The organism is Labilibaculum manganireducens (assembly GCF_963665805.2).
Classification (GTDB): Bacteria; Bacteroidota; Bacteroidia; order Bacteroidales; family Marinifilaceae; genus Labilibaculum; species Labilibaculum manganireducens.
On sequence record NZ_CAXXEE010000003.1, the window covers coordinates 765,157 to 789,658 of the forward strand.

The 24,502-nt window shown below is 38.1% G+C and carries 23 protein-coding genes; 9 read left to right on the forward strand and 14 right to left on the reverse strand.

Features of this window, described 5'->3' with window-relative positions:
- Positions 1-25 precede the first annotated feature (25 nt).
- The 4 genes from ACHZAX_RS03015 (at position 26) to ACHZAX_RS03030 (ending at position 2,078) form a co-directional block, all read left to right on the forward strand.
- Positions 26-562 carry a hypothetical protein gene (locus tag ACHZAX_RS03015; RefSeq protein WP_320017971.1) on the forward strand — a complete coding sequence of 179 codons (537 nt, stop codon included), beginning with the start codon at positions 26-28 and terminating at the stop codon, positions 560-562.
- On the forward strand, positions 555-773 hold the full coding sequence (locus ACHZAX_RS03020; RefSeq protein WP_320017972.1) for a hypothetical protein: 219 nt from the start codon (positions 555-557) through the stop codon (positions 771-773). Before ACHZAX_RS03015 ends, ACHZAX_RS03020 begins: the two co-directional genes overlap by 8 nt.
- A gap of 160 nt (positions 774-933) precedes the next feature.
- Positions 934-1,302, forward strand: coding sequence for a nuclear transport factor 2 family protein (locus tag ACHZAX_RS03025; RefSeq protein WP_320017973.1), 369 nt, complete (start codon positions 934-936; stop codon positions 1,300-1,302).
- Between the two features lie 20 nt (positions 1,303-1,322).
- The gene (locus ACHZAX_RS03030; protein WP_320017974.1) at positions 1,323-2,078 is read left to right on the forward strand and encodes a hypothetical protein; all 756 of its coding nucleotides are present in this window, start codon (positions 1,323-1,325) and stop codon (positions 2,076-2,078) included.
- Here ACHZAX_RS03030 and dcm read toward each other — a convergent pair.
- Positions 2,075-3,055: a DNA (cytosine-5-)-methyltransferase gene (gene dcm, locus ACHZAX_RS03035; RefSeq protein ID WP_320017975.1), complete on the reverse strand. Its 981-nt coding sequence runs from the start codon at positions 3,053-3,055 to the stop codon at positions 2,075-2,077. The genes ACHZAX_RS03030 and dcm overlap by 4 nt on opposite strands.
- Before the next feature lie 192 nt (positions 3,056-3,247).
- Positions 3,248-5,149 carry a molecular chaperone DnaK gene (gene dnaK / locus ACHZAX_RS03040; protein ID WP_320017976.1) on the reverse strand — a complete coding sequence of 634 codons (1,902 nt, stop codon included), beginning with the start codon at positions 5,147-5,149 and terminating at the stop codon, positions 3,248-3,250.
- A 358-nt stretch (positions 5,150-5,507) separates the two neighbouring features.
- On the opposite strand from dnaK, the gene panB reads away from it, so the two are divergent.
- Both panB and ACHZAX_RS03050 read left to right on the forward strand, forming a co-directional pair.
- Complete coding sequence (panB, locus tag ACHZAX_RS03045) at positions 5,508-6,326, forward strand: 3-methyl-2-oxobutanoate hydroxymethyltransferase (protein WP_101311365.1); 819 nt, start codon at positions 5,508-5,510, stop codon at positions 6,324-6,326.
- A gap of 120 nt (positions 6,327-6,446) precedes the next feature.
- Positions 6,447-7,145, forward strand: a complete 699-nt coding sequence (locus tag ACHZAX_RS03050) for an RluA family pseudouridine synthase (protein WP_180327392.1) — start codon at positions 6,447-6,449, stop codon at positions 7,143-7,145.
- 180 nt (positions 7,146-7,325) lie between these two features.
- Here the strand turns inward: ACHZAX_RS03050 and cdd are convergent, their stop codons facing one another.
- Positions 7,326-7,811, reverse strand: a complete 486-nt coding sequence (gene cdd, locus ACHZAX_RS03055) for a cytidine deaminase (protein ID WP_320017977.1) — start codon at positions 7,809-7,811, stop codon at positions 7,326-7,328.
- A gap of 321 nt (positions 7,812-8,132) precedes the next feature.
- Here cdd and ACHZAX_RS03060 point away from each other — a divergent pair, with 321 nt between their 5' ends.
- Both ACHZAX_RS03060 and ACHZAX_RS03065 read left to right on the forward strand, forming a co-directional pair.
- Entirely contained in the window at positions 8,133-9,068 is a 936-nt protein-coding gene (locus ACHZAX_RS03060) for a glucosaminidase domain-containing protein (protein WP_101311367.1), read from the forward strand.
- 283 nt (positions 9,069-9,351) lie between these two features.
- Positions 9,352-9,693: a hypothetical protein gene (locus ACHZAX_RS03065; protein ID WP_101311368.1), complete on the forward strand. Its 342-nt coding sequence runs from the start codon at positions 9,352-9,354 to the stop codon at positions 9,691-9,693.
- 173 nt (positions 9,694-9,866) lie between these two features.
- Here the strand turns inward: ACHZAX_RS03065 and ACHZAX_RS03070 are convergent, their stop codons facing one another.
- The 3 genes from ACHZAX_RS03070 to ACHZAX_RS03080 form a co-directional block, all read right to left on the reverse strand.
- A complete protein-coding gene (locus ACHZAX_RS03070; RefSeq protein ID WP_394698208.1) occupies positions 9,867-10,247 on the reverse strand; it encodes a hypothetical protein in 381 nt (126 codons plus the stop codon).
- Positions 10,248-10,266: 19 nt separating this feature from the next.
- Positions 10,267-10,848, reverse strand: a complete 582-nt coding sequence (locus ACHZAX_RS03075; RefSeq protein ID WP_320017978.1) for a sigma-70 family RNA polymerase sigma factor — start codon at positions 10,846-10,848, stop codon at positions 10,267-10,269.
- A 703-nt stretch (positions 10,849-11,551) separates the two neighbouring features.
- Positions 11,552-12,535 carry an NAD-dependent epimerase/dehydratase family protein gene (locus tag ACHZAX_RS03080; protein ID WP_320017979.1) on the reverse strand — a complete coding sequence of 328 codons (984 nt, stop codon included), beginning with the start codon at positions 12,533-12,535 and terminating at the stop codon, positions 11,552-11,554.
- 270 nt (positions 12,536-12,805) lie between these two features.
- Between ACHZAX_RS03080 and ACHZAX_RS03085 the strand changes: the two genes are divergently transcribed.
- Positions 12,806-13,177, forward strand: a complete 372-nt coding sequence (locus ACHZAX_RS03085; RefSeq protein WP_320017980.1) for a hypothetical protein — start codon at positions 12,806-12,808, stop codon at positions 13,175-13,177.
- Positions 13,178-13,699: 522 nt separating this feature from the next.
- On the opposite strand, the gene ACHZAX_RS03090 is transcribed toward ACHZAX_RS03085, so the two are convergent.
- From ACHZAX_RS03090 to ACHZAX_RS03125, 8 genes are all read right to left on the reverse strand, one after another.
- Positions 13,700-15,484: an acyl-CoA dehydrogenase family protein gene (locus tag ACHZAX_RS03090; RefSeq protein ID WP_320017981.1), complete on the reverse strand. Its 1,785-nt coding sequence runs from the start codon at positions 15,482-15,484 to the stop codon at positions 13,700-13,702.
- A 115-nt stretch (positions 15,485-15,599) separates the two neighbouring features.
- A complete protein-coding gene (locus ACHZAX_RS03095; protein WP_320017982.1) occupies positions 15,600-16,775 on the reverse strand; it encodes an acetyl-CoA C-acyltransferase in 1,176 nt (391 codons plus the stop codon).
- A 26-nt stretch (positions 16,776-16,801) separates the two neighbouring features.
- The gene (locus ACHZAX_RS03100) at positions 16,802-19,204 is read right to left on the reverse strand and encodes a 3-hydroxyacyl-CoA dehydrogenase/enoyl-CoA hydratase family protein (RefSeq protein WP_320017983.1); all 2,403 of its coding nucleotides are present in this window, start codon (positions 19,202-19,204) and stop codon (positions 16,802-16,804) included.
- Positions 19,205-19,225: 21 nt separating this feature from the next.
- Entirely contained in the window at positions 19,226-20,995 is a 1,770-nt protein-coding gene (locus ACHZAX_RS03105; RefSeq protein ID WP_320017984.1) for an AMP-dependent synthetase/ligase, read from the reverse strand.
- 286 nt (positions 20,996-21,281) lie between these two features.
- Complete coding sequence (gene fmt / locus ACHZAX_RS03110) at positions 21,282-22,247, reverse strand: methionyl-tRNA formyltransferase (protein ID WP_320017985.1); 966 nt, start codon at positions 22,245-22,247, stop codon at positions 21,282-21,284.
- 6 nt (positions 22,248-22,253) lie between these two features.
- Entirely contained in the window at positions 22,254-22,421 is a 168-nt protein-coding gene (locus ACHZAX_RS03115) for a DUF5522 domain-containing protein (RefSeq protein WP_180327393.1), read from the reverse strand.
- Between the two features lies 1 nt (position 22,422).
- Positions 22,423-22,893 (reverse strand): nuclear transport factor 2 family protein, encoded by a 471-nt coding sequence (locus tag ACHZAX_RS03120; RefSeq protein ID WP_320017986.1) that lies wholly within the window; start codon positions 22,891-22,893, stop codon positions 22,423-22,425.
- Positions 22,886-24,346, reverse strand: a complete 1,461-nt coding sequence (locus ACHZAX_RS03125) for an LptF/LptG family permease (protein ID WP_320017987.1) — start codon at positions 24,344-24,346, stop codon at positions 22,886-22,888. Before ACHZAX_RS03125 ends, ACHZAX_RS03120 begins: the two co-directional genes overlap by 8 nt.
- Positions 24,347-24,502: the final 156 nt, after the last annotated feature.

A 24,502-nucleotide genomic window follows, 5' to 3' on the forward strand; every position in this document is an offset into this window, starting at 1 on the left:
CAATGCAAAAAAAATCTCTACCAAAATGAAAGCAATATTCAAAAAGCAGATTTTTAATACATTATTAGATATAAAGTTCCATTACTACACTCTATCACTTCTTTCCGAGAAGTATTATAAGTATGATAGAAACGTAAATATATTTTTAACCCTTGCGTCATCTGGCAGTATTGCGGCTTGGGCAATTTGGGACAGATTCACATGGTTATGGGGCCTGATTATTGCAACATCACAAGTTATTAATTTACTCAAACCATATTTTCAATATTCAAAATATTCAAAAGAATTCAGTCAAAAAAGTTTATTGCTACAAGGACTAATTAATAGTTATGAGAAGTTTTATTTTAAAATTCATCGAAACAAATTGGATGAAGATATTGCAGCAGAAAGCTTTTTTGATTTTAAACAAGAGATAGATAAAATATTGAATTTCACTGATGAGATAGTATTTGATATTAATCCAAAGATGAAAGTAAAAGCCAATTATAAAATGAAAGTGTATTTAAAAAAGAATTTTAATATAAATCTTAACGAATCTCAAAAAATTTCTAAAAATGACTGACAAAATTGAAAAAGACAATTGGGATGAGCAAATTCCAAGTCAACCCGAAAGTAATCCAAGTCAACCTGAAAGTAATGAATATGATATTTCAATTTATCATGATAGAGGTGATTTAGATATTGGACAACGTAGTTGGGACTCTGATATTTTAGAAAAATCTGATTTGCCTAGTTTTGAATATGATGTAGATCCTCCAGAATCCGACGATTAAAAAAAAAATGCCCTGGAGGATGCATAAAAATAATAGCCGTAATGGTTATAAATTCAAAGTTTGCAGCCTATATCCCTTGCGTAATATAACAGGAAAGCAAACTTAAATAGCTATTGCTTGACCAATTAACCATTGTAGAAATGAGTTCAAATGCAAAAATATGACCCAAAACGAAGAAATAATTGAATGCGAAAATAGACTTTTAGAAGCTATGAGAACTGGTGATATCAAAGTTCTTGAGGAACTTTTACACGACAATTTAATTTTCACTATTCCAACAGGACAGACAATTAGGAAGGAAATGGATATTGAAAATTATCGTTCGGGAATTTTAAAGGTTTCTGAAATATTGGTAACAGATCAGATCATAAATTCGATTGACGACGTTTCTACCGTGGCAGTTACACTTTATTTAAAAGCAAAATATGCAGATCAATTGGTTGAAGGAACATACAGATATTTAAGAGTTTGGAAATTATTTAACCATTCGTGGCGAGTGATTGCAGGGAGTGGATTTCAAATTCAATAGTTAGGAGTTTATTGACTGAAATGAAATTAGAGCGTAAGAATTTCGGCGAATATTTTATTACTGCTAAAAGAGAATTTAAAGCAGCGGCGATTGACCGCACTACAATTGCTGTTTGTTTTGATTTTGCTTGGCACATGGTTTTTGGGGAAGGTCATCATCGAAAGCACCGTTCGGGAGGAAAGCAGGAAAGGAAAAGGGGCGAACTGTTTGCGAATACTTTTCAGGGGAAATTGGCCGAATTTGTTACCTACAGGGAGCTGTTAAAAAGAGGCTTTGCGGATGTTGAGAAACCCGATACCGGTATTTACGGCAAAGCCATTTGGGACGATGCCGATCTGGAATGCCGGGGCAAAAGAATCAATATTAAATCGGCGGCATTTTTTTCCAATTTGTTACTGCTCGAGGCAAAAGACTGGAATGGGAAAGGGGAGTACCTTCCTAATTTAGCGAACGGAACCAGCCAACACTACGATTTCTTTTTACTGGTGAGAACTAAGCCGGATAGTAAAAAACTGCTGAAAGACCATCAGCTTTTTTACGCCAACGAGCTTGATTTTGAGTCGCTGAAAGAGATAATATTGGGTGAGAAATGGACTTTCGATTTTGCGGGTGTTTGCACTCAGGAAACCATCAGGTACATTATTGGTGAAGGGTATTGGTTGCCTCAAAATTCTCTTTTAAACGGCAAAATAAAAATGGATGCAGCCAATTACTACATCCAGTGCGGCGATTTAAAGGAATTCGATTTTCTGATTTGTGAATTGCAAAAGCTTTAGTTACTGCTTATTTTGCAGTCTATCCCCTCAATTGCTTTCAATATGTTTTCGGCAATTTTCTCGATAACGGGAACACTCACCGAGTTGCCGGCTTGTTTGTAGAGGTGTGAGTTGGCAATTTCGGGCAAAATATAAGTATCGGGAAAGCCCTGAAATTTAAAACACTCTTTAGGCGTTAATTTTCTGATTCCAAACCCGGTTTTTATTAAAGGAACATTATGTCCGCCAGTGCCCATATTGGCGGTTAAAGTGGGACAGACATCCGATTTGTTCTCTCTCACATATTGTCTTCGAAACTGATATACGGTATCGTCTCTTGTGATATCGTTCTGCAGCATTTCAAACATGTATTTGTCTTCGCGGTAATAAAATTTCTCATCCACTTTACCTTTCAGGAATACACTTTTTACCTTTCGGGTTAACGTTTCTTTGGCCGGAAAATCGAAGTATTTATAGTTTTCGGGATACACATCTTTATCGAAGCCGACGATGAAAATCCGTTCCCTGTTGTGTGGAATGTTGCCGTAATCTTTTGTGTTCAGTACTTTGGAGTGAAAAGAATAGTTTCTCTTTTCGATTTCGTTCCGAATTACTTTAAAGGTATTTCCTTTATCGTGCCCAACCAGATTTTTTACATTTTCGAAGAACAAAACTTTGGGTCTCATTTCGTCTACAAAATCGAGCATTCTAAAAAAATGATTTCCCCGGTTGTCACCGAATCCTTTTCTGTAGCCTGCCACCGAAAAAGGCTGACAGGGAAAACCACCGGCAAGCACATCTACCTTATTCAAGCTACTGATATCAATTTCCATGATATCGCCTTCAATCAGTTTGTGAGTGAAATTTTCACGATAGGTAACACAGGCGTTTTTGTCATATTCATTGGCCCAGGAAACAGCAAATCCTGAGTTTTTAAATCCCAGACAGATTCCGCCAACACCCGCATATAAACTCCCAACCGTAAATTTGTTCTTCATAATTCTGATAATTGTGGTTTGCGAAAATAGGGGTTTTTATTGAAAAATGAGAACAGAAACAGGATAAAGGAGAGTGGGAAATAAGAATGAGGAACCGGCCTGCAGGTGAAAGTAAGAATCAGTTACAATCTGTACAAATAAAAAATGGCGGTCAATTAATTTGACCGCCATTTGCTTTTATCTGAAGTTGAATTATTTCACTTCTTCGAAGTCTACATCAGTAACTTCGTCATTTTTGGCTGCACCTTCAGTTTGAGGTTCGCCTTGTGGCTGACCAGCCTGAGCATCTTGTGCCTGAGCGTTGTACATTTCCTGAGAAGCTGCCTGGAAAACAGTGTTCAATTCTTCAACAGCTGCATTACATGCATCAACATCCTGTGCTGCGTGAGCAGTTTTCAATTTAGCCAAAGCATCTTCGATAGGCTGCTTTTTGTCAGCAGGAAGTTTATCGCCGATTTCTTTCAATTGCTTTTCAGTCTGGAAAATCATACTGTCAGCTTTGTTCAGAGCATCAACTTTTTCTTTTGCGGCAGTATCAGCAGCTTCGTTTTCTTTTGCTTCCTGTCTCATTCTTTCGATTTCAGCATCAGATAATCCCGATGAAGCTTCGATACGAATGCTTTGCTCTTTTCCAGTTCCTTTATCTTTCGCAGAAACATGAAGAATACCATTCGCGTCAATATCAAAAGTTACTTCGATTTGAGGAATTCCACGAGGTGCAGGTGGAATGCTGTCTAAATGGAAACGGCCAATTGTTTTGTTGCCGTTAGCCATCGGACGCTCACCCTGAAGAATATGAATTTCTACAGAAGGCTGGTTATCAGCAGCAGTTGTAAAAGTTTCAGTTTTCTTAGTAGGAATAGTTGTGTTTGACTCAATTAATCTTGTCATTACACTTCCCATTGTTTCAATTCCCAATGAAAGAGGAGTAACATCTAAAAGAAGTACATCTGTTACATCACCGGAAAGAACACCACCTTGAATTGCTGCACCAACTGCAACCACCTCGTCAGGATTAACACCTTTTGAAGGAACTTTTCCAAAGTAATCCTCAACCAGTTTCTGAATAGCAGGAATACGTGTAGATCCACCCACTAAAATTACTTCGTCGATATCGGATGTTGAAATACCAGCATCTTTAAGAGCCAATTTACATGGCGCAAGAACAGCCTGAATCAATTTATCTGACAGTTGCTCGAATTGTGCACGGGATAATGATTTAACAAGGTGTTTTGGAATACCATCAACCGGCATAATGTATGGCAAATTGATTTCAGTGCTTGTAGAACTCGAAAGTTCAACTTTAGCTTTTTCAGCAGCTTCTTTCAAACGCTGAAGAGCCATTGGATCTTTACGCAAGTCAATTCTTTCATCAGCAAGGAAACTTTCAGCCAACCAGTCAATAATCACCTGATCGAAATCATCACCACCAAGGTGAGTATCACCGTTAGTTGATTTTACTTCGAATACACCGTCGCCTAATTCAAGAATAGAAATATCGAAAGTACCGCCACCAAGGTCAAATACAGCGATTTTCATATCCTGAGCTTTCTTATCAAGACCATATGCCAAAGCAGCGGCAGTAGGCTCGTTGATAATACGTTTTACTGTAAGACCGGCAATTTCACCAGCTTCTTTAGTAGCCTGACGTTGTGAATCGTTGAAATAAGCAGGAACAGTAATTACTGCCTCGGTTACTTCTTGTCCTAAATAGTCTTCAGCAGTTTTCTTCATTTTTTGAAGAACCATTGCTGAAATTTCCTGTGCAGAATATTTACGGTCATCGATTTCAACACGTGGAGTGTTGTTATCACCTTTGATTACTTTATAAGGAACGCGGCCAATTTCTTTAGCCACTTTATCGTAACTTTCTCCCATGAATCTCTTGATAGAAGAAATTGTTTTTGTTGGATTTGTAATAGCCTGACGTTTTGCAGGATCTCCAACTTTTCTTTCACCGTTTTCTATAAAAGCAACAATAGATGGTGTTGTTCTTTTACCTTCGCTATTAGGAATAACAACAGGCTCGTTACCCTCCATTACAGAAACACAAGAGTTGGTTGTTCCTAAGTCAATTCCAATTATTTTACCCATTTTTAGTATTTATTTAATGTTTTAATTCTATTACTTGTTTGGGATGTTTGTTTCATCCGGTATCAATTTATCAAAGCCTGTGCCATTAGTTATTTTGCCAAAAGAAATGTTATTCTGGCATCGGCGGCCGAAATTTCACGCATTCGCCTGACATGTTTTCTGCCAAAAAGACAGAACAACCTGATTGTGCATTAAGAATTATTAATTGCGAATTGAGGGCTGTTCGGAAATAATTTTTACGCTTTTGCCTTTCTTCTTTTATCTTGTTGCTTTTGCCTTATTTTATAACTTTGCAATTCAAAATTCATTATTGTTGGTTAGATTTGATGAACCAAACTAATATCAAAAAAAAATAAAAATGTCAATCCATAAAGAATCCGCAAAGAGAGTAACTACACATGTACTTTCTGAAATGAAGTTAAAGGGCGAGAAGATCTCCATGCTTACTTCGTATGATTATTCCATGGCACTAATTGTTGACAGAGCAGGTGTAGATGTAATTCTGGTTGGCGACTCGGCTTCCAATGTAATGGCCGGACACGAAACTACTTTGCCAATTACCCTGGATCAGATGATTTATCACGGTGCTTCGGTTGTAAGAGCTGTGCAAAGAGCATTGGTTGTTGTCGATCTGCCGTTTGGAACTTATCAGGGAAATTCAAAAGAGGCTTTGAACTCATCCATCCGAATTATGAAAGAGGCCAGTGCTGATGCAGTGAAGCTGGAAGGCGGCCGTGAGGTTCTGGAATCAGTAAATCGGATTCTTTCTGCAGGAATTCCGGTAATGGGACATTTGGGATTAACCCCGCAGTCTATTCATAAATTTGGAACCTATGCGGTTCGTGCCAAAGAGGAAGAAGAAGCCGAAAAACTAATTGAAGATGCCAAACTGTTGGAGGAAGCAGGATGTTTTGCCATTGTTTTGGAAAAAATTCCGGCCACTTTAGCAGCTAAGGTCGCACAGAGTGTTGCAATTCCAATAATTGGAATTGGTGCCGGTGGCGGTGTTGATGGTCAGGTTTTGGTGATTCATGATATGTTGGGAATCACTCAGGAGTTTTCTCCACGTTTCTTACGAAGATATCACAACTTATTTGCTGAAATACAAGGAGCTGTAGAGACTTATATTGGGGATGTAAAATCAAGAGAATTCCCGAATGAGAGAGAGCAGTACTAAAAGCAGAAGAAGCGGGAATAAAGTCTAAGGCATCAAGTATCAGATTCGATGATAAGTATCAAGTCTTTTTTCTTATCTTTGCGCGCTTTCATTTGAAAATTAAATAAATAAGGAGTACCAATGGCGAAAGAACAATTGGATATATTATTCGAAGACAATCATATAATTGCCGTAAATAAAAAGTGTGGTGATATTGTGCAGGGGGATAAATCGGGCGACGAACCTTTAAGTGAAAAGGTAAAAGCCTATATAAAAGAAAAATACAACAAGCCAGGAGATGTTTTTTTAGGTGTTCCACATCGTATCGACAGACCTGTTAGTGGTGTTATTGTGTTTGCTAAAACCAGCAAGGCTTTAACCCGTTTAAGTATGATGTTTCAGCAAAAGGATAAGGAAATCAGTAAAATATATTGGGCAATTGTTCAAAACTGTCCAAGACTCGAGGAAGAAACATTAACTCATTACTTGTTGAAAAATGAGGAGAAGAACAAAACCAATGTGTTCGATAAATTGAAACACGGAGCTAAGGAAGCAACTTTAGAATATAAGTTACTGACTCGTTCTCAGAAATATTTTATGCTCGAAGTTAAATTGCACACCGGTCGTCATCATCAGATTCGTGCGCAGCTGGCTAAAATTGGTATTCCAATCCGAGGTGATTTAAAGTACGGAGCTCCACGGTCTAAAACCGGTGGAGGAATTGGTTTACACGCCAGAGAAATATCATTTATTCATCCGGTAAAGCAAGAGCCGGTTCGAATAGTTGCTCCTGTTCCCAAGAATGATAATCTTTGGAAAGAGCTGGCGAATCAGCTATAAGCAAACAAGACCTGTTAAAAAAAATAAATGAGGGTGTCCAAAAAGTATAGTTCCATTGTCATTCTGATCCCGATGAATTCGGGACGAAGAATCTTTCACTCTGAAAAACAGATGTTTCGACTTCGCTCAACATGACAATCCGATACAAAATATTACTTTTTGGACACCCTCATTCTTTCATTATTCATCCAGCATTTCTTTTTCAAAATACAGGGGAAGCATTTCTTTTATTGTTTCAACAACTCTGATTTTTTTCTCACCATACAAAATCAATTTGATAGGCTGATTGAATCTTTCTTCCGTTTCCAATAATACCTGCCGGCACGAACCGCAAGGAGGAATTGGTTTGTCTGAAAATTCACCATTGGTACGTGCAGTAACCACAATTGCTTTAACGGCTGCGTTGGGAAATTTTGAATTGGCATAAAACATGGCAACACGCTCGGCACACAGTCCGGAAGGGTAAGCCGAATTCTCCTGATTGTTTCCTTGAATGATTTCATCATTTTCGAGAAGAATGGCTGCACCAACACTAAATTTTGAATAGGGTGAATAGGAGCGGAGAGCTGCTTCTTTGGCATTTTTAACCAATTCTTGTTCTTTCAGAGGTAATTCATCTACCGAATCGTATTCGAATACAGTTGTAATTATTTGGGTTTTCTTCATTTGTTATTCTGTTTGCTCAGATTGTTTTTACGAACTACTGGTATTCCCGCTTAAAGAAATGGAAGCTTGTATCCATTATCAAACGGCAATTAAATCAATACTTTCTGAAATTTAAACATTTTTTTAATAATTATAATAAACAAGCAAGAATAGGCGTTTCCATACATCAGAAACAGATTGTTAATTAAATTAATTGTTTAAAGTAACGGAGGATAACAGGATTGTTATATTTTTATGGTTGTTTTGGAAATCGCGACTAATATATACATAAATAGATTGATTTCCCATTTTTCACACACGATTCAAAAAAACCTAAACCGAATGAAGAGAGTTTTCCTATATATCGTACTGAGTTTTGTTCTTGGTACATCTGTATTTGCAAAAGACTTAACCCGAAAACAATACATCGAAAAATATAAGGATTTGGCTGTGCGCGAAATGCTGCGGACAGGAATTCCTGCTAGTATTACATTGGCTCAGGGTTTGCTTGAATCCGGAAACGGCAACTCAATACTGGCAACAAAAGGCAATAATCATTTCGGAATTAAGTGTCACGACTGGATCGGTCCGAGTATGAAAATGGATGATGACCGCAGAAATGAGTGTTTTAGAAAGTATGATCATGCCTATGATTCTTATAAAGATCATTCTCAGTTTTTAACCACCCGCTCGCGTTATGCATTTCTGTTTAAATACGGTTCCAATGATTACAAACGTTGGGCTCATGGCTTAAAAAAAGCAGGATACGCTACCGATCCTCAATATGCTCATCGATTGATAAAAATTATTGATGAGGAGAATTTGCATCAGCTTGATCAAAAAGGGAAAGGGGAAGATCTGATTATTGAAAAACCTACAGGAACCGATCTGGCAGATATTGATTCCTATTTGGAAATTGATCCGTTTGGAGCACGCCTGGAAATTGCGAATGGAGTACATTATATAATCACCAAAAAAGGCGATACATTCTATAGTATTGAGAAAAATTTAGGAGTAAGCCGAAAGAAACTTCTGAAGTATAATGATCTTCCCAGGAATTATATTCTGCAGCTCAATCAACGATTGTATTTGCACAACAAGCGCGGAAGAGCTGCCAGAGGTTACAATTTCCACAGGGTGAAAGAAGGGGAAAGCTTGTATAGTATTGCGCAGGAATATGGAGTTCGGTTAAAGAGGATCCGAAGATTTAATGGGGTAGATAAGAATTACAAGCCCGAGCCTGGAGAAAGAATCTGGTTAAGAAATAAAAAGAGATAGGCAATACCAGATTATCATCAAAATTGATTTTATAAAATAGTGCTTATAGAATCAAGTCAGAGCATGACAAGCTGATATTTTAAGAAGGCTGTTGAAATTAAATTGGTACAATTAAATCCGGTTCGATAGAATCGGATTTTTCATTGATTAGGTTTTTTCTTATGTTTTACATAAATTTAAAATTCGAAAGAAAGATAATGGAGTATCCGTCGACACTAAGGGAAACCTGGGATATTTACGTCAGTATTTTGCATTTTTAATTATATAACCAAATCGAAAACAAATGAGACAGCTTTTTTTTATTGCTCTTTTAGCAATTTTTGCCAGTAGTTGTGCAATAACTCAGACTACGGTTACGCCGCCACCTAATGTAAATGTGCCCAAGCACGCTGTTTTTATTTCGCAATCGGGAACTCAGCATTATTTAATGCAAACAGTGCTGGATTTGAAGAACAACGAAATGGTGGTGTTGAGTTATGATTCTAATTATTTGTCAACTGTAATTAGAACAGGTATTTATTTAAATCCTGATGATTACAAAGGGGGGCATCTTATAGGAACAGATGCACCGTTTAAAGAAGAAGTGGAAGAAAATAAAACGGAAACTTCAGAAGGAAATAAATAAACTAAAAGAGGGCGTCCAAAAAGTAATATTTTGTATCGGATTGTCATGTTGAGCGGAAGTCGAAACATCTGTTTTTCAGAGTGAAAGATTCTTCGTCCCGAATTCATCGGGATCAGAATGACAATGAAACTATACTTTTTGGACACCCTCTTCATTTTTAAGACGATTAGAATTTATTCTTCCAATAGATCTTTTGTGCGGCTCAGCAGCAGTACATCGGCTGCCTGAATCAAAAGAATACAAAGCACACCAAACAGAAGAGGATATTTGTACGTGAAAACCAGTTCGAGAATGACATCCACTTTCGTAGATTTTAAATAGAAAAGCAATCCAAAAGCAATTCCGGGAATGCCAATATATCCCAAAGTCATCATTAACATGCGCAGCAGCGCCTCACGAACCGATTTTTGTTTTTCCACCTTTTCGGTCACTAAATCGGCAAAATCAGCAGGAATCGAAACCGAAAAATCCTGCTCAAGACTCTCGGTAAGCAGTTCATCAATCAGTTTTAGTTCATCTAAATTCCAGTTTTCTTCAGCATTTTCGAAATTCATATTCATCTGTATTAAAATCTCAAAGTTCTTTCCTCTCATACTTTGAATCTCTTTTCAATTCGCTTTTCTCCAGCATTTCTTTCAGCATTTTCCGGGCTCTAAAAATATAGTTTTTCACCGTACCTTCCGGCAATCCTGTAATTTCAACAATCTCATTGTATCCATATTCCTCCAAATGGTACAAACTCAAAACTGTTTTGTATTGAGCCGGCAGTCTGTCAACCATTTGCCGAACCATCTCCTTTAACTCTTTTTTCTGAGTCAATTGTTCCGGATTTTCCTCCGAAACCCTGCTGTGTTGAATCAATTCGTACTGCGATTCCCCAATATCCACATCGGGCTTTCGTTTTTTCAGATGATTTACCGATACCCGGTAAGCAATGGTTGCAATCCAGGTCGAAAGTTTCGAATCACCTCTAAAATCAGGCAATTTCTGATGCACCTTTAAGAAAACTTCCTGCGCTGCATCCTCCAAATCTTCCTGCTGATTCAACAATCTTCCGGCTACATGAAACACCAATCGCTCATATTGCTTCACCAAATATCGGAAAGCCTGAGGATTGCCATTACAAATCTGTTGTATCAGCTCGGTTTCGTTCATCTTTGAAGGAGTAGACAAGCACTCTTATTTATTTGTTGCACGATATTGCAATTAAATTTCATTTTCTTTTGGGCGTTCCCCTTCGGGTCGGGTCATCCGCTCTTACTCCTCGTTCGTACCTCACTGTGGGGTATGCGCTTCTACCCCTAACGCACACAATACACGAAAGCAATTAGTTATAAATATAAAACAATTCCGGTAGCTCTTGTAAATTGCAAATTTACAGGTAGGGAGTATTGGGATTTGTAATCCCATTTTCACGAATTTAAAATTGTAAGTGCATGAAGCCCTGGGATGCAAATTCGGGTCAGTTGATTGACCTCATCCTATCCTTTTTCTGAAGGAGAAGAGAACTCATCTTCAATTTTGTTGATCCAATCTTTATTTGGAGCGAGACTCCCCTTCACCTTTAGGAGAAGGGGCCGGGGGATGAGGTCCTTTTGACGAATTTTAAATGCCTAAATTTCAGATTGCAAATTCGGGTCAGTTGATTTACCTCATCCTATCCTTTTTCTGAAGGAGAAGAGAACACATCTTTAATTTTATTGATCCAATCTTTATTTGGAGCGAGACTCCCCTTCACCTTTAGGGGAAGGGGCCGGGGGATGAGGTCTTTTTGACGAATTTTAAATGCCTAAATCTCAGATTGCAAATTCAGGTCAGCTGATTTACCTCATCCTATCCTTCTCCTTTAGGAAAAGGCTTATAAGGCCTTATAGGCATTTAGAATATGATCAATCTTGGCATTGGTTTCAGGATTAATAAATTTCATATCTGGATTCTGATTCAGCCATTTTAAGGTTCTTTTTATTCCGGTGGAGAATGGGATTGAAGCCTTAAATTCCGGCACAAAAGTTTTGATCTTTGTATTATCAAAAATGACACTTTCACTTTTATCGGCAAGCAGCGTTCCTGTAAAAGAAGGTTCTGTTTTACAAATAAAATCAGAAGCAATATGCACCACCTTTGCTTCACAGCCCAAACTGTCAGCTAAAATTTTATAAATCATGTTCCAACTTAAAATTTCGTCGGAAGTAATATGAAAAGCATGTCCTATGGCTTGTGTTAAACCCAATAAGCCAACCAATCCTTTTGCAAAATCATCCGAATGGGTTACAGTCCATAATGAAGTTCCGTCGCCGTGAATAATAATACTTTTTCCTTTTAAAATTCTGTCAGCAGTTGTATATTCTTTAAATCCCCCAATGGCAATAGGAATTACAGTATCATATGTTAACGAAGGGCGCACAATTGTAACAGGGAAATTTTCTTCCTGATAAGCTTTCATTAACCGCTCTTCACATTTAATTTTATTACTTGAGTAATCCCATAAATTATTACTTAAGGGAGTAGATTCAGTAATTATAGGATAACTTAGAGGTGTTTGATAGCACGAAGCAGAGCTTATAAAAATGTATTGTTTGGTTTTCCCTTTAAAAAAGGCAATATCACGTTCAATATCATCTGGCGTAAAAGCGATCCAGTTGACAACAACATCCCAGTTGTGTTTTTTAAGATTGGGTACCTCATTAATTTTATTACTATCACCTAATATAACTTTAACGCCTGATATTTTCCGGAGTGTATTCCCTCTGTTCAGGTGATAAATTTCAATTCCTTTTTCAATGGCTAATCGGCTTGATGAAGTACTTATGTTTCCTGAACCTCCTATAAATAATACTTTCATTTTTGACAGTTGAATGGTTAATAAAATCTTGATTAGCAAGATAAAAATAAATTAATAGTAAAAGCCACACCTTTAATCTTATACCAATTTTGATGTTAATTTGGTATTGCATTTATTTCTGCAATTGAATCAGGTACTTTTCGGGTGAAAATTTATTTTTCGGACAGGTACTGGGGGATGAGGTGTAAAAAAACAAAAACTTTTTGCAACATTCTGCAAAGCACTCTGGTCTAATAGGCAAAATACATTCAGAAACTTAAAACTTAAAATATGAATTTAGGAGAATTGTTAATGGCCGCAGTGGTGTTCTTTAGTATCATCACCTTTGTGAAAATCTTATCCGCGCATTTTTTAAAGCGCAAAATTATTAAATCCGGTCATTTCGAAAAGGCTGGAATATTAGAGCAAGATGCTGAAATAGAAGTAAAAAAACAGGTAAAATACGATCAGTATCCGGCTTTAAAATGGGGTTTGGTTGCGTTTTTTGGCGGACTTGGATTCATTGTAATAGAAATATTGGGCTTAAATTATCCTGTGTTTAAACAATACGACAGCACAATGCCTTACGGAATCTTTTTTGTTTCTGTCTCTATTGGTTTCTTGTTGTATTATTTAATCATGAGCAAAAAAGTAAAAGAGTAAACTTCTTTATCGATCATAGTCAAAGTAAAACCTCCGGGGGCAAAATGATTTGCGGCCGGAGGTTTTTTTAATATGCTAATATTATTTGAGAGGTTTAAAACTCGTCTGTTTCAGCAGACGAATTTAATTGGAGACTATAAGGTTTATCCTTCTGTCAAAAAAGCAAGTCACGGCATTGAAATTCCCTATGTCAAAAAGTGCCTTCCCGGTACAAAAAAAGTGAACCCTATGCTAAAAAGTGCCTCCCTATGCCAAAAAGTGCCTTCCCGGTACTAAAAAGTGAATTCCCTATGTCTAAAAGAGCTTTCCCGATATTAAAAAGTGAGCTCCCTATGCTAAAAAGAGTTTTCCCGGTACTAAAAAGTGAATTCCCTATGTCTAAAAGAGCTTTCCCGGTACTAAAAAGTTCCTCTGCATTTAAAAGAGTGTTTTTCCCAATGGTATTTCTGTGTAAAGGCTAAGAATAAGCATACCTCAAATCCATCTCATATCTCATTCCTAACATCTAACGATCTACTGTTATCAGAAACAATACTTGTTTTCTTCAATCAATTTACCCGCAATTAGCCGGCGCTTTTCTTTGCTGTTGAGTCCGGAGTGTTTTGTGAATCGTTTCAAACCCAAAAGCATCATTCTTAATTCATCACCCTGAGATATTGAGTTTGCAGCATCTTTGGCATTTTTATGAATACGATCGGCAGCATCATAAAAAAAGACCTCGCACATGGCTGTTTGTTCTGCGCATGCTTCTTCACCTTTTAAGGCAATCAGCTTTTTCGTCCGCAATAAAAGAGATTCTGCCTGATAGCAATCGATAATCATATCAGAAATATTCATTAGTATTTCCTGTTCACTGCTTAGCTTTTGCATGAATTTTTGCGCCGCAGCTCCTGCAATTAACAGGGCACTTTTCTTAAAACCGACTATTAATTTGCTTTCTCCGGCCAACAGTGATGTGTCTTCTTCGCCAAATTCAGGAATTGCCATTAATTCTTTCACAACGTTTTGGGCTGCCGATAAAAGAGGCAATTCATTATTAAAAGCCTTGCGCAACAGGAAGTCGACCACCAGCATTCGGTTGATCTCGTTGGTTCCTTCAAAAATCCGGTTGATACGTGAATCGCGGTAAGCGCGCTCCATTGGTGCTTCGGAAGAGTAGCCCATGCCGCCGTAAATCTGAACGCCTTCATCGGTTACATAGTCTAAAGCTTCGGATGCTGCCACTTTTAGAATGGCGGCTTCGGCAGCAAATTCTTTTTGAGCCTGAATCACTGCCTTTTCCTTAGGCATTCCTTCTTCAAGTAAATGAAGCATTGCATTTTGTATGTCGTTGCTGCAGCGGTAAATGGCCGATTCAACCGCATAGGTTCGAATTGCCTGTTCTGCAATTTTGTATTGTATGGCACCAAAATTAGCAATGGCCTGTCCGAATTGTATTCTTTCATTGGCATAAGTAATTGAATGGGTAATTACTTTTTTTGAAGCTCCTAAAACGGCAGCGGCCAATTTTATTCTGCCGTTGTTCAGAATGTTTAAGGCGATTTTAAAGCCTTCGCCCCGTTCGCCAAGCAGATTTTCGGCCGGAACTTTACAATCTTCGAAAAACATCATACAGGTCGATGAGCCTTTAATCCCCATCTTTTTTTCTTCGAGTCCGAGCTTGATGCCATTAAACGTTTTCTCAACAATAAACGCACTCAGGTTTTTATCATCATCTATCTTGGCAAAAACGGTGTAGATGTCAGCAAAGCCGGCATTGGTAATCCACATTTTTTGTCCGTTTAAAACATAGTGAGATCCGTCAGCCGAAAGCATGGCTTTGCTTTTTCCTGAATTGGCATCCGAACCCGCTCCGGGTTCAGTTAAACAATAGGCTCCTTTGGCCTCACCGCTTGCCAGAAGTGGTAAATATTTTTCCTTTTGTTCCTGTGTTCCGTAATATAAAACAGGCAATGTTCCAATTCCCACATGTGCGGCGTAGGCAACAGCAAAAGAGCTGTAGGTTCCCATAATTTCGGTACTCAGCATCGAGGTATTCAGATCCTGACCGAAACCACCGTATTCTTCCGGAACGGCAATGCCTAAAAGGCCTAACTCGCCTGCTTTATCCATGAGGGAGGTCATTAATCCTTCTTTCTGACTGTCGATTTCATCCAACAGAGGAAGAATTTCCTTTTCCTGAAAATCATGACAAGTTTCCATGATCATTTTTTGCTCTTCCGAAATTTCTTCAGGAATAAAAATATCCTGAGGACTGGTTTCTTTTACTAAGAATTGTCCGCCTTTTACTGTTTTTATCTTTTCCATCTTTAATGAGTTTAGAGTTATTTTTTTCACCCCTAAATCCCCTAAAGGGGACTTTGAAAAAACAATGTCAATTATCTTTGAAGAAGAACTAGCCCCTAGGGGGTTGGGGGTAGTTTTATAGCATCTCAAAAATCCCCGCAGCTCCTTGTCCCGACCCAATACACATGGTAACCATGCCGTATTTTTGCCTGCGCTTTTTCATTTCGTGAAGCAGCTGCACGGATAATTTTGTACCTGTGCAGCCAAGCGGATGGCCAAGAGCAATGGCACCACCATTTACATTGATGATTTCAGGATTCAGGTTCAATTCTTTTATCACGGCAAGTGCCTGTACTGCGAAGGCTTCATTTAGCTCAATCTGTTCTATTTGATTCATTGATAAACCTGAGCGTTTTAAAACCTTAGGAATGGCCTCTACCGGACCAATCCCCATGTGTTTGGGTTCCACTCCTGCAACAGAATAGGAAACAAAGCGGGCTATTGGTTCAACATTCAGCTGTTTCAGCATTTTTTCGGATACCACCAAAACAAATGCCGCACCATCCGAGGTCTGCGATGAGTTGCCTGCGGTAACACTTCCCCCCTGAGCAAAAACAGGTCTTAATTTATTCAGGGCTTCCTCAGTTGTTCCCAATCTAGGTCCTTCGTCCACATTAATCATGTGTTCTTTGGTTTGTGCTTTGTCCTGTCCATTTACAAAAGTCTCCAGCACGTGAATGGGGACAATTTCGTCCGCAAAACGATTATGAGCCTGTGCTTCCAGCGCTTTTCGGTGAGAGTGAAATGCAAATTCATCCTGCTCTTTGCGGGATATGTTGTATTTCACCTGCAGGGCTTCGGCGGTAATTCCCATGTTCCAGTACCAGTCGGGGTGCGATTTTGCAATTCCCAAATTGGGCACCAAGCGCCATCCGCCCATGGGCATCAGCGACATCATTTCAACACCACCGGCAAAGATGCAATCGGCCAGACCGGCCTCAATTTTCGAAGCCGCAATGGCAATGCTCTCCAATCCCGATGAGCAATACCGGTTCACGGTCATTCCCGGAACCTGCACATTGTCCAATCCCAACAGGGCAATCATACGGCCAACATTTAATCCTTGTTCTGCTTCAGGAGTTGCATTTCCAACAATTACATCATCCACCATTGCAGCATCCAAATTTGGAATTTCTGTCATGATCCGCTGCACTACCTGGGCCGCCAAATCATCGGGACGAATGAATCTAAGATTTCCTTTTTTTGCTTTGCCTACAGGGCTTCGGTAGGCGGCTACTATATATGCGTTCATAAATTTCAGTTATCAGTTATCAGTTATCAGTTTCGAAGAATTTTGCCTTTTTGCAGCAGACTTTGCATTCGCTCCAGGGTTTTCTTTTGCTGACATAGTTTCACAAAAGCAATACGTTCCAAATTCAGTATGTAGTTCTCCGAAACTTCTGAAGGTTCGCTCAGTTCTCCACCACTCAATACTTTCCCAAGTTCAATAGATAGATATTTATCGTACTCCGAAATGTAATTGCCAACTTCCATTCCGTCGGCTCCCGAATAAACCAAGGCCAGCCCTTCTGCACCTAATACTCGAATGTCTTTGGCAGGCAGAGGAGGAGTGTAGCCTTTTTCGCACATCAGCAGAGCTGTTTTTTTAGCGTAAAGCAACTGGTGCTTTCTGCTCACAATCACTTCATCAACATCTTTTCGCAGGTATCCCAATTCGAAGGCCTCGTACCCTGATGTAGATACTTTTGCTTGTCCGATAGTCAAAAATTTATCCCGGAAACGGTTGGTTCTAATGTCATCTGCAGCCATTTCTTTCGAAAGGCGATAGGCAAATTCTTTGGTGCCTCCGCCCGCAGGAATTACGCCTACGCCCAATTCAACCAATCCCATATAGGTTTCGGCATGAGCAATCACCTTATCGGAATGCATGCAGACTTCGCATCCGCCGCCTAAAGTCATTCCATGAGGAGCTGTAATTACCGGAACTGATGCATATTTCAGTTTCAGCATGGTATTTTGAAAGGTTCGGACAACCATGTCCAGTTCTTCGAACTCCTGTTCGATGGCCAGCATAAATACCAGACCGATATTTGCTCCGGCAGAGAAGTTTTCCCCTTCGTTGGAGATGATCAGTGCTTTGTATTCTGTTTCGGCCAGCTCAATGGCTTTGCTAATTCCCTGAATAATCTCACTTCCAATGGTATTCATTTTGGTGTGGAATTCCAGATTAATAACGCCATCACCCAAATCGATAATACTACAGCCTTCGTTGCTCCATATGCTGTGAGTAGGGCGAAGATTGTTGAGCACGACCAATTCTTCCGTTCCCGGGATGGTCATGTAATTTTCAGAACCAACATCAAAGTATTGTTTGTTTCCAGCTTTAAGCTGATAGAATTTCTGATCTTTTTCTGCCATTTTATAAATCCAGTCTGCCGGTTTATATCCCAGTTCTTCCATCATGGGAATGGTCTTTTTCAATCCCAGAGCATCCCATATTTCGAACGGCCCCATTTCCCATGCAAAACCTGTGCATATGGCTTCATCAATCTTGTAAATTTCATTTGATATTTCAGGGATTCGATTTGATACGTAGGCAAACAATCCCAAAAATAATTTGCGGTAGAATTGACTGACTTTCCCTTCTCCTTTTAACAGCAGTTTAAATCTGTTGTTGAGATGAGGAATGGCCTTGGCAGCCTCAAATTCTGCAAATTTTATTTGTTGTTTGCTCTGATATTCAAAGCTGGATAAGTTCAGACTAAGGATTTCACTGATTCCTTCTTCATTTTTGATCTTTTTATAAAAGCCTTGTCCGGTTTTTGAACCCAGCCATTGGTTTTCCATTAATTTTTGAATGAAATCAGGAATCTCAAAAACATCTTTTGATTCATCATGAACAAGTGCTTTTTTCAGGTTTTGAGCCACGAGAACCAAAGTATCCAAACCAACAACATCGCAGGTGCGGAATGTGGCCGATTTTGGTCTTCCGATAATCGGGCCGGTTAGCTTATCTGTTTCTTCCACCGAAAGGTCGAATTCTTTCATCAGATGAAATACCGACATCATGGAATACACTCCAATTCTGTTGGCAATAAAGGCAGGTGTATCTTTACAAATCACTACTGTTTTTCCCAGATGCCTTTCTCCAAATTCGGTAAGGAAACCGATTACTTCCTGTGAAGTGTGTTTTGAAGGAATGATCTCCAGAAGTTTGAGATATCTTGGCGGATTAAAAAAATGCGTACCGCAGAATGATTGTTTAAAATCATCCGATCTTCCTTCCAATAACATTTCAATTGGAATTCCTGAAGTATTGCTTGTAATTAAGGAACCTGCTTTTCTAAATTCCTCAATGCGGGTATATAATTTTTGTTTGATTCCTAAATTTTCGATGATTACTTCAATTGTCCAATCACAATCTTGAATTCTATGAAGATCATCTTCAAAATTTCCGGTTAAAATTCGTTTTGCAAAACTTTTTAGATACAAAGGGGCTGGGTTCATTTTTAATGTTTTCCCAAGCATTTGGTTTACAATTCGATTCCTTACTTTAGGATGTTCAAGAGTGTAACCTGCTTTTTCTTCTTCAGCATTTAATTCTTTTGAAGGCATATCCAGCAAAAGAACTTCCAGACCAACATTTGCAAAATGACATGCGATTTGGGCTCCCATAACACCGGCTCCCAAAACGGCAACTTTCCTTATTTTACGATGCATATATAGTATTTTAAGTGTGTGTTAGGAATATATTTCTTCAATTATTAACTGATATTTAATTTTTAAAACGGTACGCTTTAGCTTTAGAGTAGGCGAGAGTTCTCCTGTTTCAGGAGTCCAAACATGAGGAACCAATCTGAAACTTTTAATTTTTTTCGGACGATCCAGATTAACATTCATTTTTTGAATTTCTTTCCAGATACGAACTTGAATTTTCTGGTTGTAAATGATCTGATCAGCACTCTCAAATGGTATTTTCTTACGTCTGCAATATTCTTTTAGAAATACAAAGTCAGGTGAAATGATTACGGAAGGGAATCTTTTAAATTCACCACAAACAATACTTTGATCAATAAATGGAGATTCTTTAAGTCTGTTTTCAATTTCCTGCGGAGCAATATATATTCCTCCGGATGTTTTAAACATTTCTTTTTTTCGATCAGTAATTTTTAAAAAACGTTCATCCTCCCAACAACCAATATCTCCCGTATGAAACCAACCATCTTCTTCCAGAACTTCCTTTGTTAATTCCGGATTTTTGTAGTAGCCAAGCATTACGTTCGGTCCCCGGACCAAAATCTCACCATCCTCCGCAATTTTAACTTCTACACCTTTTAATACCGGTCCCACAGTACCAAACCTCACGTTAGGATAAGAATTCTGATTTGCCGAGATAATTGGTGATGTTTCCGTCAGCCCATATCCCTCTTGAACAGGAATTCCCGCAGCCCAAAAAAGCCGCTCTAAACGAACTTGCAAAGGGGCACCTCCAGAGCACATGAATTTGATATTTCCGCCTAAGGCTTCCTGCCATTTGCTGAAAACCAGTTTACGGGCAATTTTCAATTTGAATTCATACCACCAGCCATTTGCCCTATTCAACTCATATTTTTGGCCGAGGTTAACAGCCCATAGGAAAATTGCTTTCTTTAAAAAAGGCTGACTTTTCCCCTTTGCCATGATTTTATCGTATACTTTTTCGAGCAAACGAGGAACTGTCGCAAAACCATGAGGCATTAGTTCACGTAAATTGTCACCAATGGTATCCATGCTTTCGGCGTAATAAATACTAATTCCTTTGTATTGATACTGGTAATTTACCATTCGTTCGTAAACATGGTTAATTGGCAGAAAACTCAAAGTTTTGTGAGATGAATCTAAATTTAAACTGGCAGCAGACGCCAAAACATTACTTATAAAATTGTTGTGGGAAAGCATAACACCTTTAGGATTTCCTGTAGTTCCGGATGTATAAATGATGGTTGCCAAGTCATCAGGCTGGATACTATCTTTTATCGCCAACAGCTCTTTTTGCATTTTGTTTTCAGCATTTTCGCCAGTTTCCAGTAAGCGGCTCCAGTGAGCAACTGATTTTATTTTTTCAAATGAATACACAAACTTTACTGATGGATGATTGCTTAGCAGAGGTGCGATCTTTTCATATAACACATGATTAGCCACAAAAATGACAACGGGCTGACATTGCAGAATAATGTAATCGTAACTTTTGGTATTTATTGTTGGATATAAGGGGACATGCACAGCGCCAATTTGTGCCAGACCCATATCAACAAAATTCCATTCAGGTCTGTTGTTGGTTATTGTAATAACGCAATCATTCTTTTTAATGCCATTTTCCAGCAGAGCATAGCTAATATAATCCGAATAAGTAAGGTATTGCTCAGTTGAAAACGGTATCCATCCGTCTTTTTCTTTTTTAGCAAAGGCATCTCTTTTGTCCGGAAAGTTTTTTCTGTAATTCTCCAGTAAGTCAAAAATGCGCGTTATCATAAATTATAAGTTTATGTAGGTAAATATTATAGCATATTAAAATGCAGAATTGGCACATGATGAGGCGCAAAAGAATATAGTCTCTATGGGGAAGAGGTGAGAGGATGAGAATAGTATTCCGGCAGCAGTGTGAATATAATCTAATCGGGAATTTAACTTGTTGAAAACCAAATTAGAGCTATAGAGAATTTACGAAAATGTTTTCGAAAATAAAAGAATAATTGGGGAGTCTGCTTTTTTATTTGGTGAGCGTAAAAAAAGGAAGCTGAAACAGCTTCCTTGTATATTATAAATGATAGTTCTTTATTTGTTGAAATCCTCGGAGGAAATCCTCAGTTTTCATTCGTTTTTTACCTGCCTGCTGCAACATTTTAATGGAAATAAAACCTCCGTTTACTGCTACTTTTAAATAGGATTTGCCATCGGTAACGATACGGCCAATTTCTTCACTGTGATTTGTTTTTTCTTTTTCTGTTGTGAAAACTTTAAGTCCAATTGCTTTTCCTGCTTCATTAGGAATCAACTCGGTCCATGATGCCGGGTAAGGGCTTAATCCGCGAATTAGGTTATGAATAGAGTCCAAATCTTTAGTCCAATCAATTTTACAATCTTCTTTGAAAATTTTTGGTGCCGATTTTAATGCAATTACTTCATCAGATAAATTTTCCTGAGGGATCTGAGGATATTCTCCTGCTTCTATGGCATGAACAGTTTTAACAACCAGTTCAGAACCAACAGTCATTAATTTATCATGAATAACTTCTACGTTATCATTATCTCCAATCAGAATTTTTTCCTGAAACAGGATATTACCGGTATCAATTTTATGCTGAAGCAGGAAGGTTGAAACACCTGTTTCTTTGTCTCCGTTAATAATAGCCCAATTGATCGGCGCAGCGCCTCTGTACTGAGGAAGAAGTGATGCGTGAAGGTTTAACGTTCCGTATTTTGGTATGTTCCATACCATTTCAGGAAGCATTTTAAATGCAACTACTACTTGAAGGTCAGCTTTTAATGCTTTTAATTCTTCCAGAAATTCTTCATTTCGAAATTTTTCCGGCTGAAGAATTTTCAGCCCTTTTTCTACCGCGAATTTTTTCACGGCAGCTTCCTGAATTTGTTGACCTCTGCCGGCAGGTTTGTCAGGATTTGTAATTACACCAACAACATTGCATCCTGCATTTAGTAAGGCTTCAAGAGGAGCAACAGCAAAATCGGGTGTCCCCATGTATACAATTCGAAGTTTATTCATAATTCCTTACTCTTTTAATGTTCTGTTTCCTTTGTTGTGTTTTGGGAAATAGGGGCAGTTTTTGCATCCGTTTCCACAGCAATATCCTCTTTCCGTCAAATACTTTTTCGAAAGTATTCGATATCCGTCGGGACTCATTGTATAATCAATATCTGGTTTTAAGTCGTCGAACATGCTATTCTTGATTGATTAGTAAGAATTCGTTCATCTTTTCATTCTTAATAGTGACTGAAAGATGATAGTGTGAAATTTTAAGTTTTCCATTTTCAAGAACAATAATACCCGATCCGCGGCAAACTCCCATCCATGTGTTTAGCAATTCATCAAACCAGATGGTTTTGTTATCGTCGGAGAAATATATTTGTCGGTTGAAAGGTTTAAAATCCCAGGTTTTTCCTTTTAAAAAGTGAGGTTCGCAGAATGTGAAAAATTCTTTTTTAGTCCAGCGTTCACCTGCATCTGTGCCAATGTAAATGGCATTTTCACTCATCATATCAAAATAGGATGTCAAATCGGCCTTGGCCGCAGCTTTGTGCCATTTATTAATGAATTCATCTACTTCCTTATTCTGTGGGGGCTCTGATGTGTTGCAGGAACCCGATATAAGAATAAAAAGTAATCCTAAAATGAGGGATAGTTTATGCATTTTTTTTCTTGAAAAATTTAAGAGGATTAATTTTCTTAAAGAAATCAATATAATTCTCAATATTGAATACCGCGGAGTCGGTTGTTGCCTTATAAGTAAGAATTATTCCTAAAGGCAGAACGATTAGTGAAGACATCCACATGCCCCAAACCGGTTCAAGAACCAATTCTTTTGAAAAACGTTCTGCTGTCATCGAAATAATGTAGTATACAATAAAAAATAAAATCGAGATAATTACCGGCATACCCAATCCTCCTTTACGGATAATTGCTCCAAGAGGAGCTCCAATAAAGAAAAAGATAAAGCAGGCAAAAGGCAAAGTGAATTTACGATGCCATTCGTTGGTGTATTTTCTAATCCATTTAATTTGGCCGGAAAATTCGCCATCTTTTCTGGAAATATTCTCACGGGCTTTTCTGCCTTTGTTTAAAGCATAACTAATTGTAGTAAGCTTTTTTGATAAGGAAAGTTTATTGAACAGGGAATCAGCATCTTGTATCTTTTCTGTAATCAAGACGGATTTTATTGAGTCCTTTAATAAGTTCTTAGGTTCTTTTTGAAAATAATGTCTGGCAAGCAAACTTTTAGTAAAGTTATCTTTTTCCTTTTTTAGGTTGAGTTCAAGAGAGTCTTCCTGATTTACCAATTGTCCCAAATTCAGCATTCTGTAACTGTTTTTGTAAACATTTTCATCAGTTCTCTTTAAATCTGTGCCCGGCAACGAAATATTTTGTTTAAATACTCTGAATTTTATTCTTCGGGAAGGATGATTTTTGTTTCTGTTTCGGGGTTTTTGTTTTACTTCCTGATAAATATTACCACTATACAGCGTAAGATTCATGGTTAGCTTGTCGGCAGAAGTTACCATAGTTCCCGAATCGGCTACAGTTACATCAGTATTTCCTAGATTTTCACGATGATCATAGATCAAAAGATCATACATCATTCCTGTGTTTTTATCTATTTTTCCAACCTTAACACTAAATTTTGGTAAGTCGTTCGTGAATATTCCTTCCTTAAGAATTAATTCAGGGTTTTGTCTTTTAATATCGCGCAGTAAGGTTGTAGTTTTAAGGGAAGCAACAGGCATTATATTGTTGGAGAAATAGAACGCACCTAAACTAATCAGGATAATTAGAATGGTTAATGGTTTCATGATCCTTTGTAAGGATATTCCAGCCGCTTTCATCGCTATAAGTTCGTAATTTTCACCCATATTGCCGAAGGTCATTATGGAGGCTAAGAGAATAGCCAAAGGAAGTGCCATGGGCACTAAAGTCGCAGAAACATAAAATAGAAATTCTGCAATAACAGTCCAGTCCAGACCTTTTCCTACCAATTCATCTATGTAGCGCCATAAAAATTGCATGAGTAACACAAACATGCAGACGAAAAAGGTAAATGCCAGAGGCCCTAAAAAGCTTTTTAAAATAAATGAATGCAATCTTTTCATTCCTTGCCATTTTGGTTGATAAATGGAATCTAAAATATCTTTCAACCAGATTAGTAAATCACGTTTGTTGAAACTTCACGATTTGTTCCATACAAAACAAGACCAATAACACGATGAGACTGGTCTTGAGGAATACAAAAATAAGGTATTTTAATT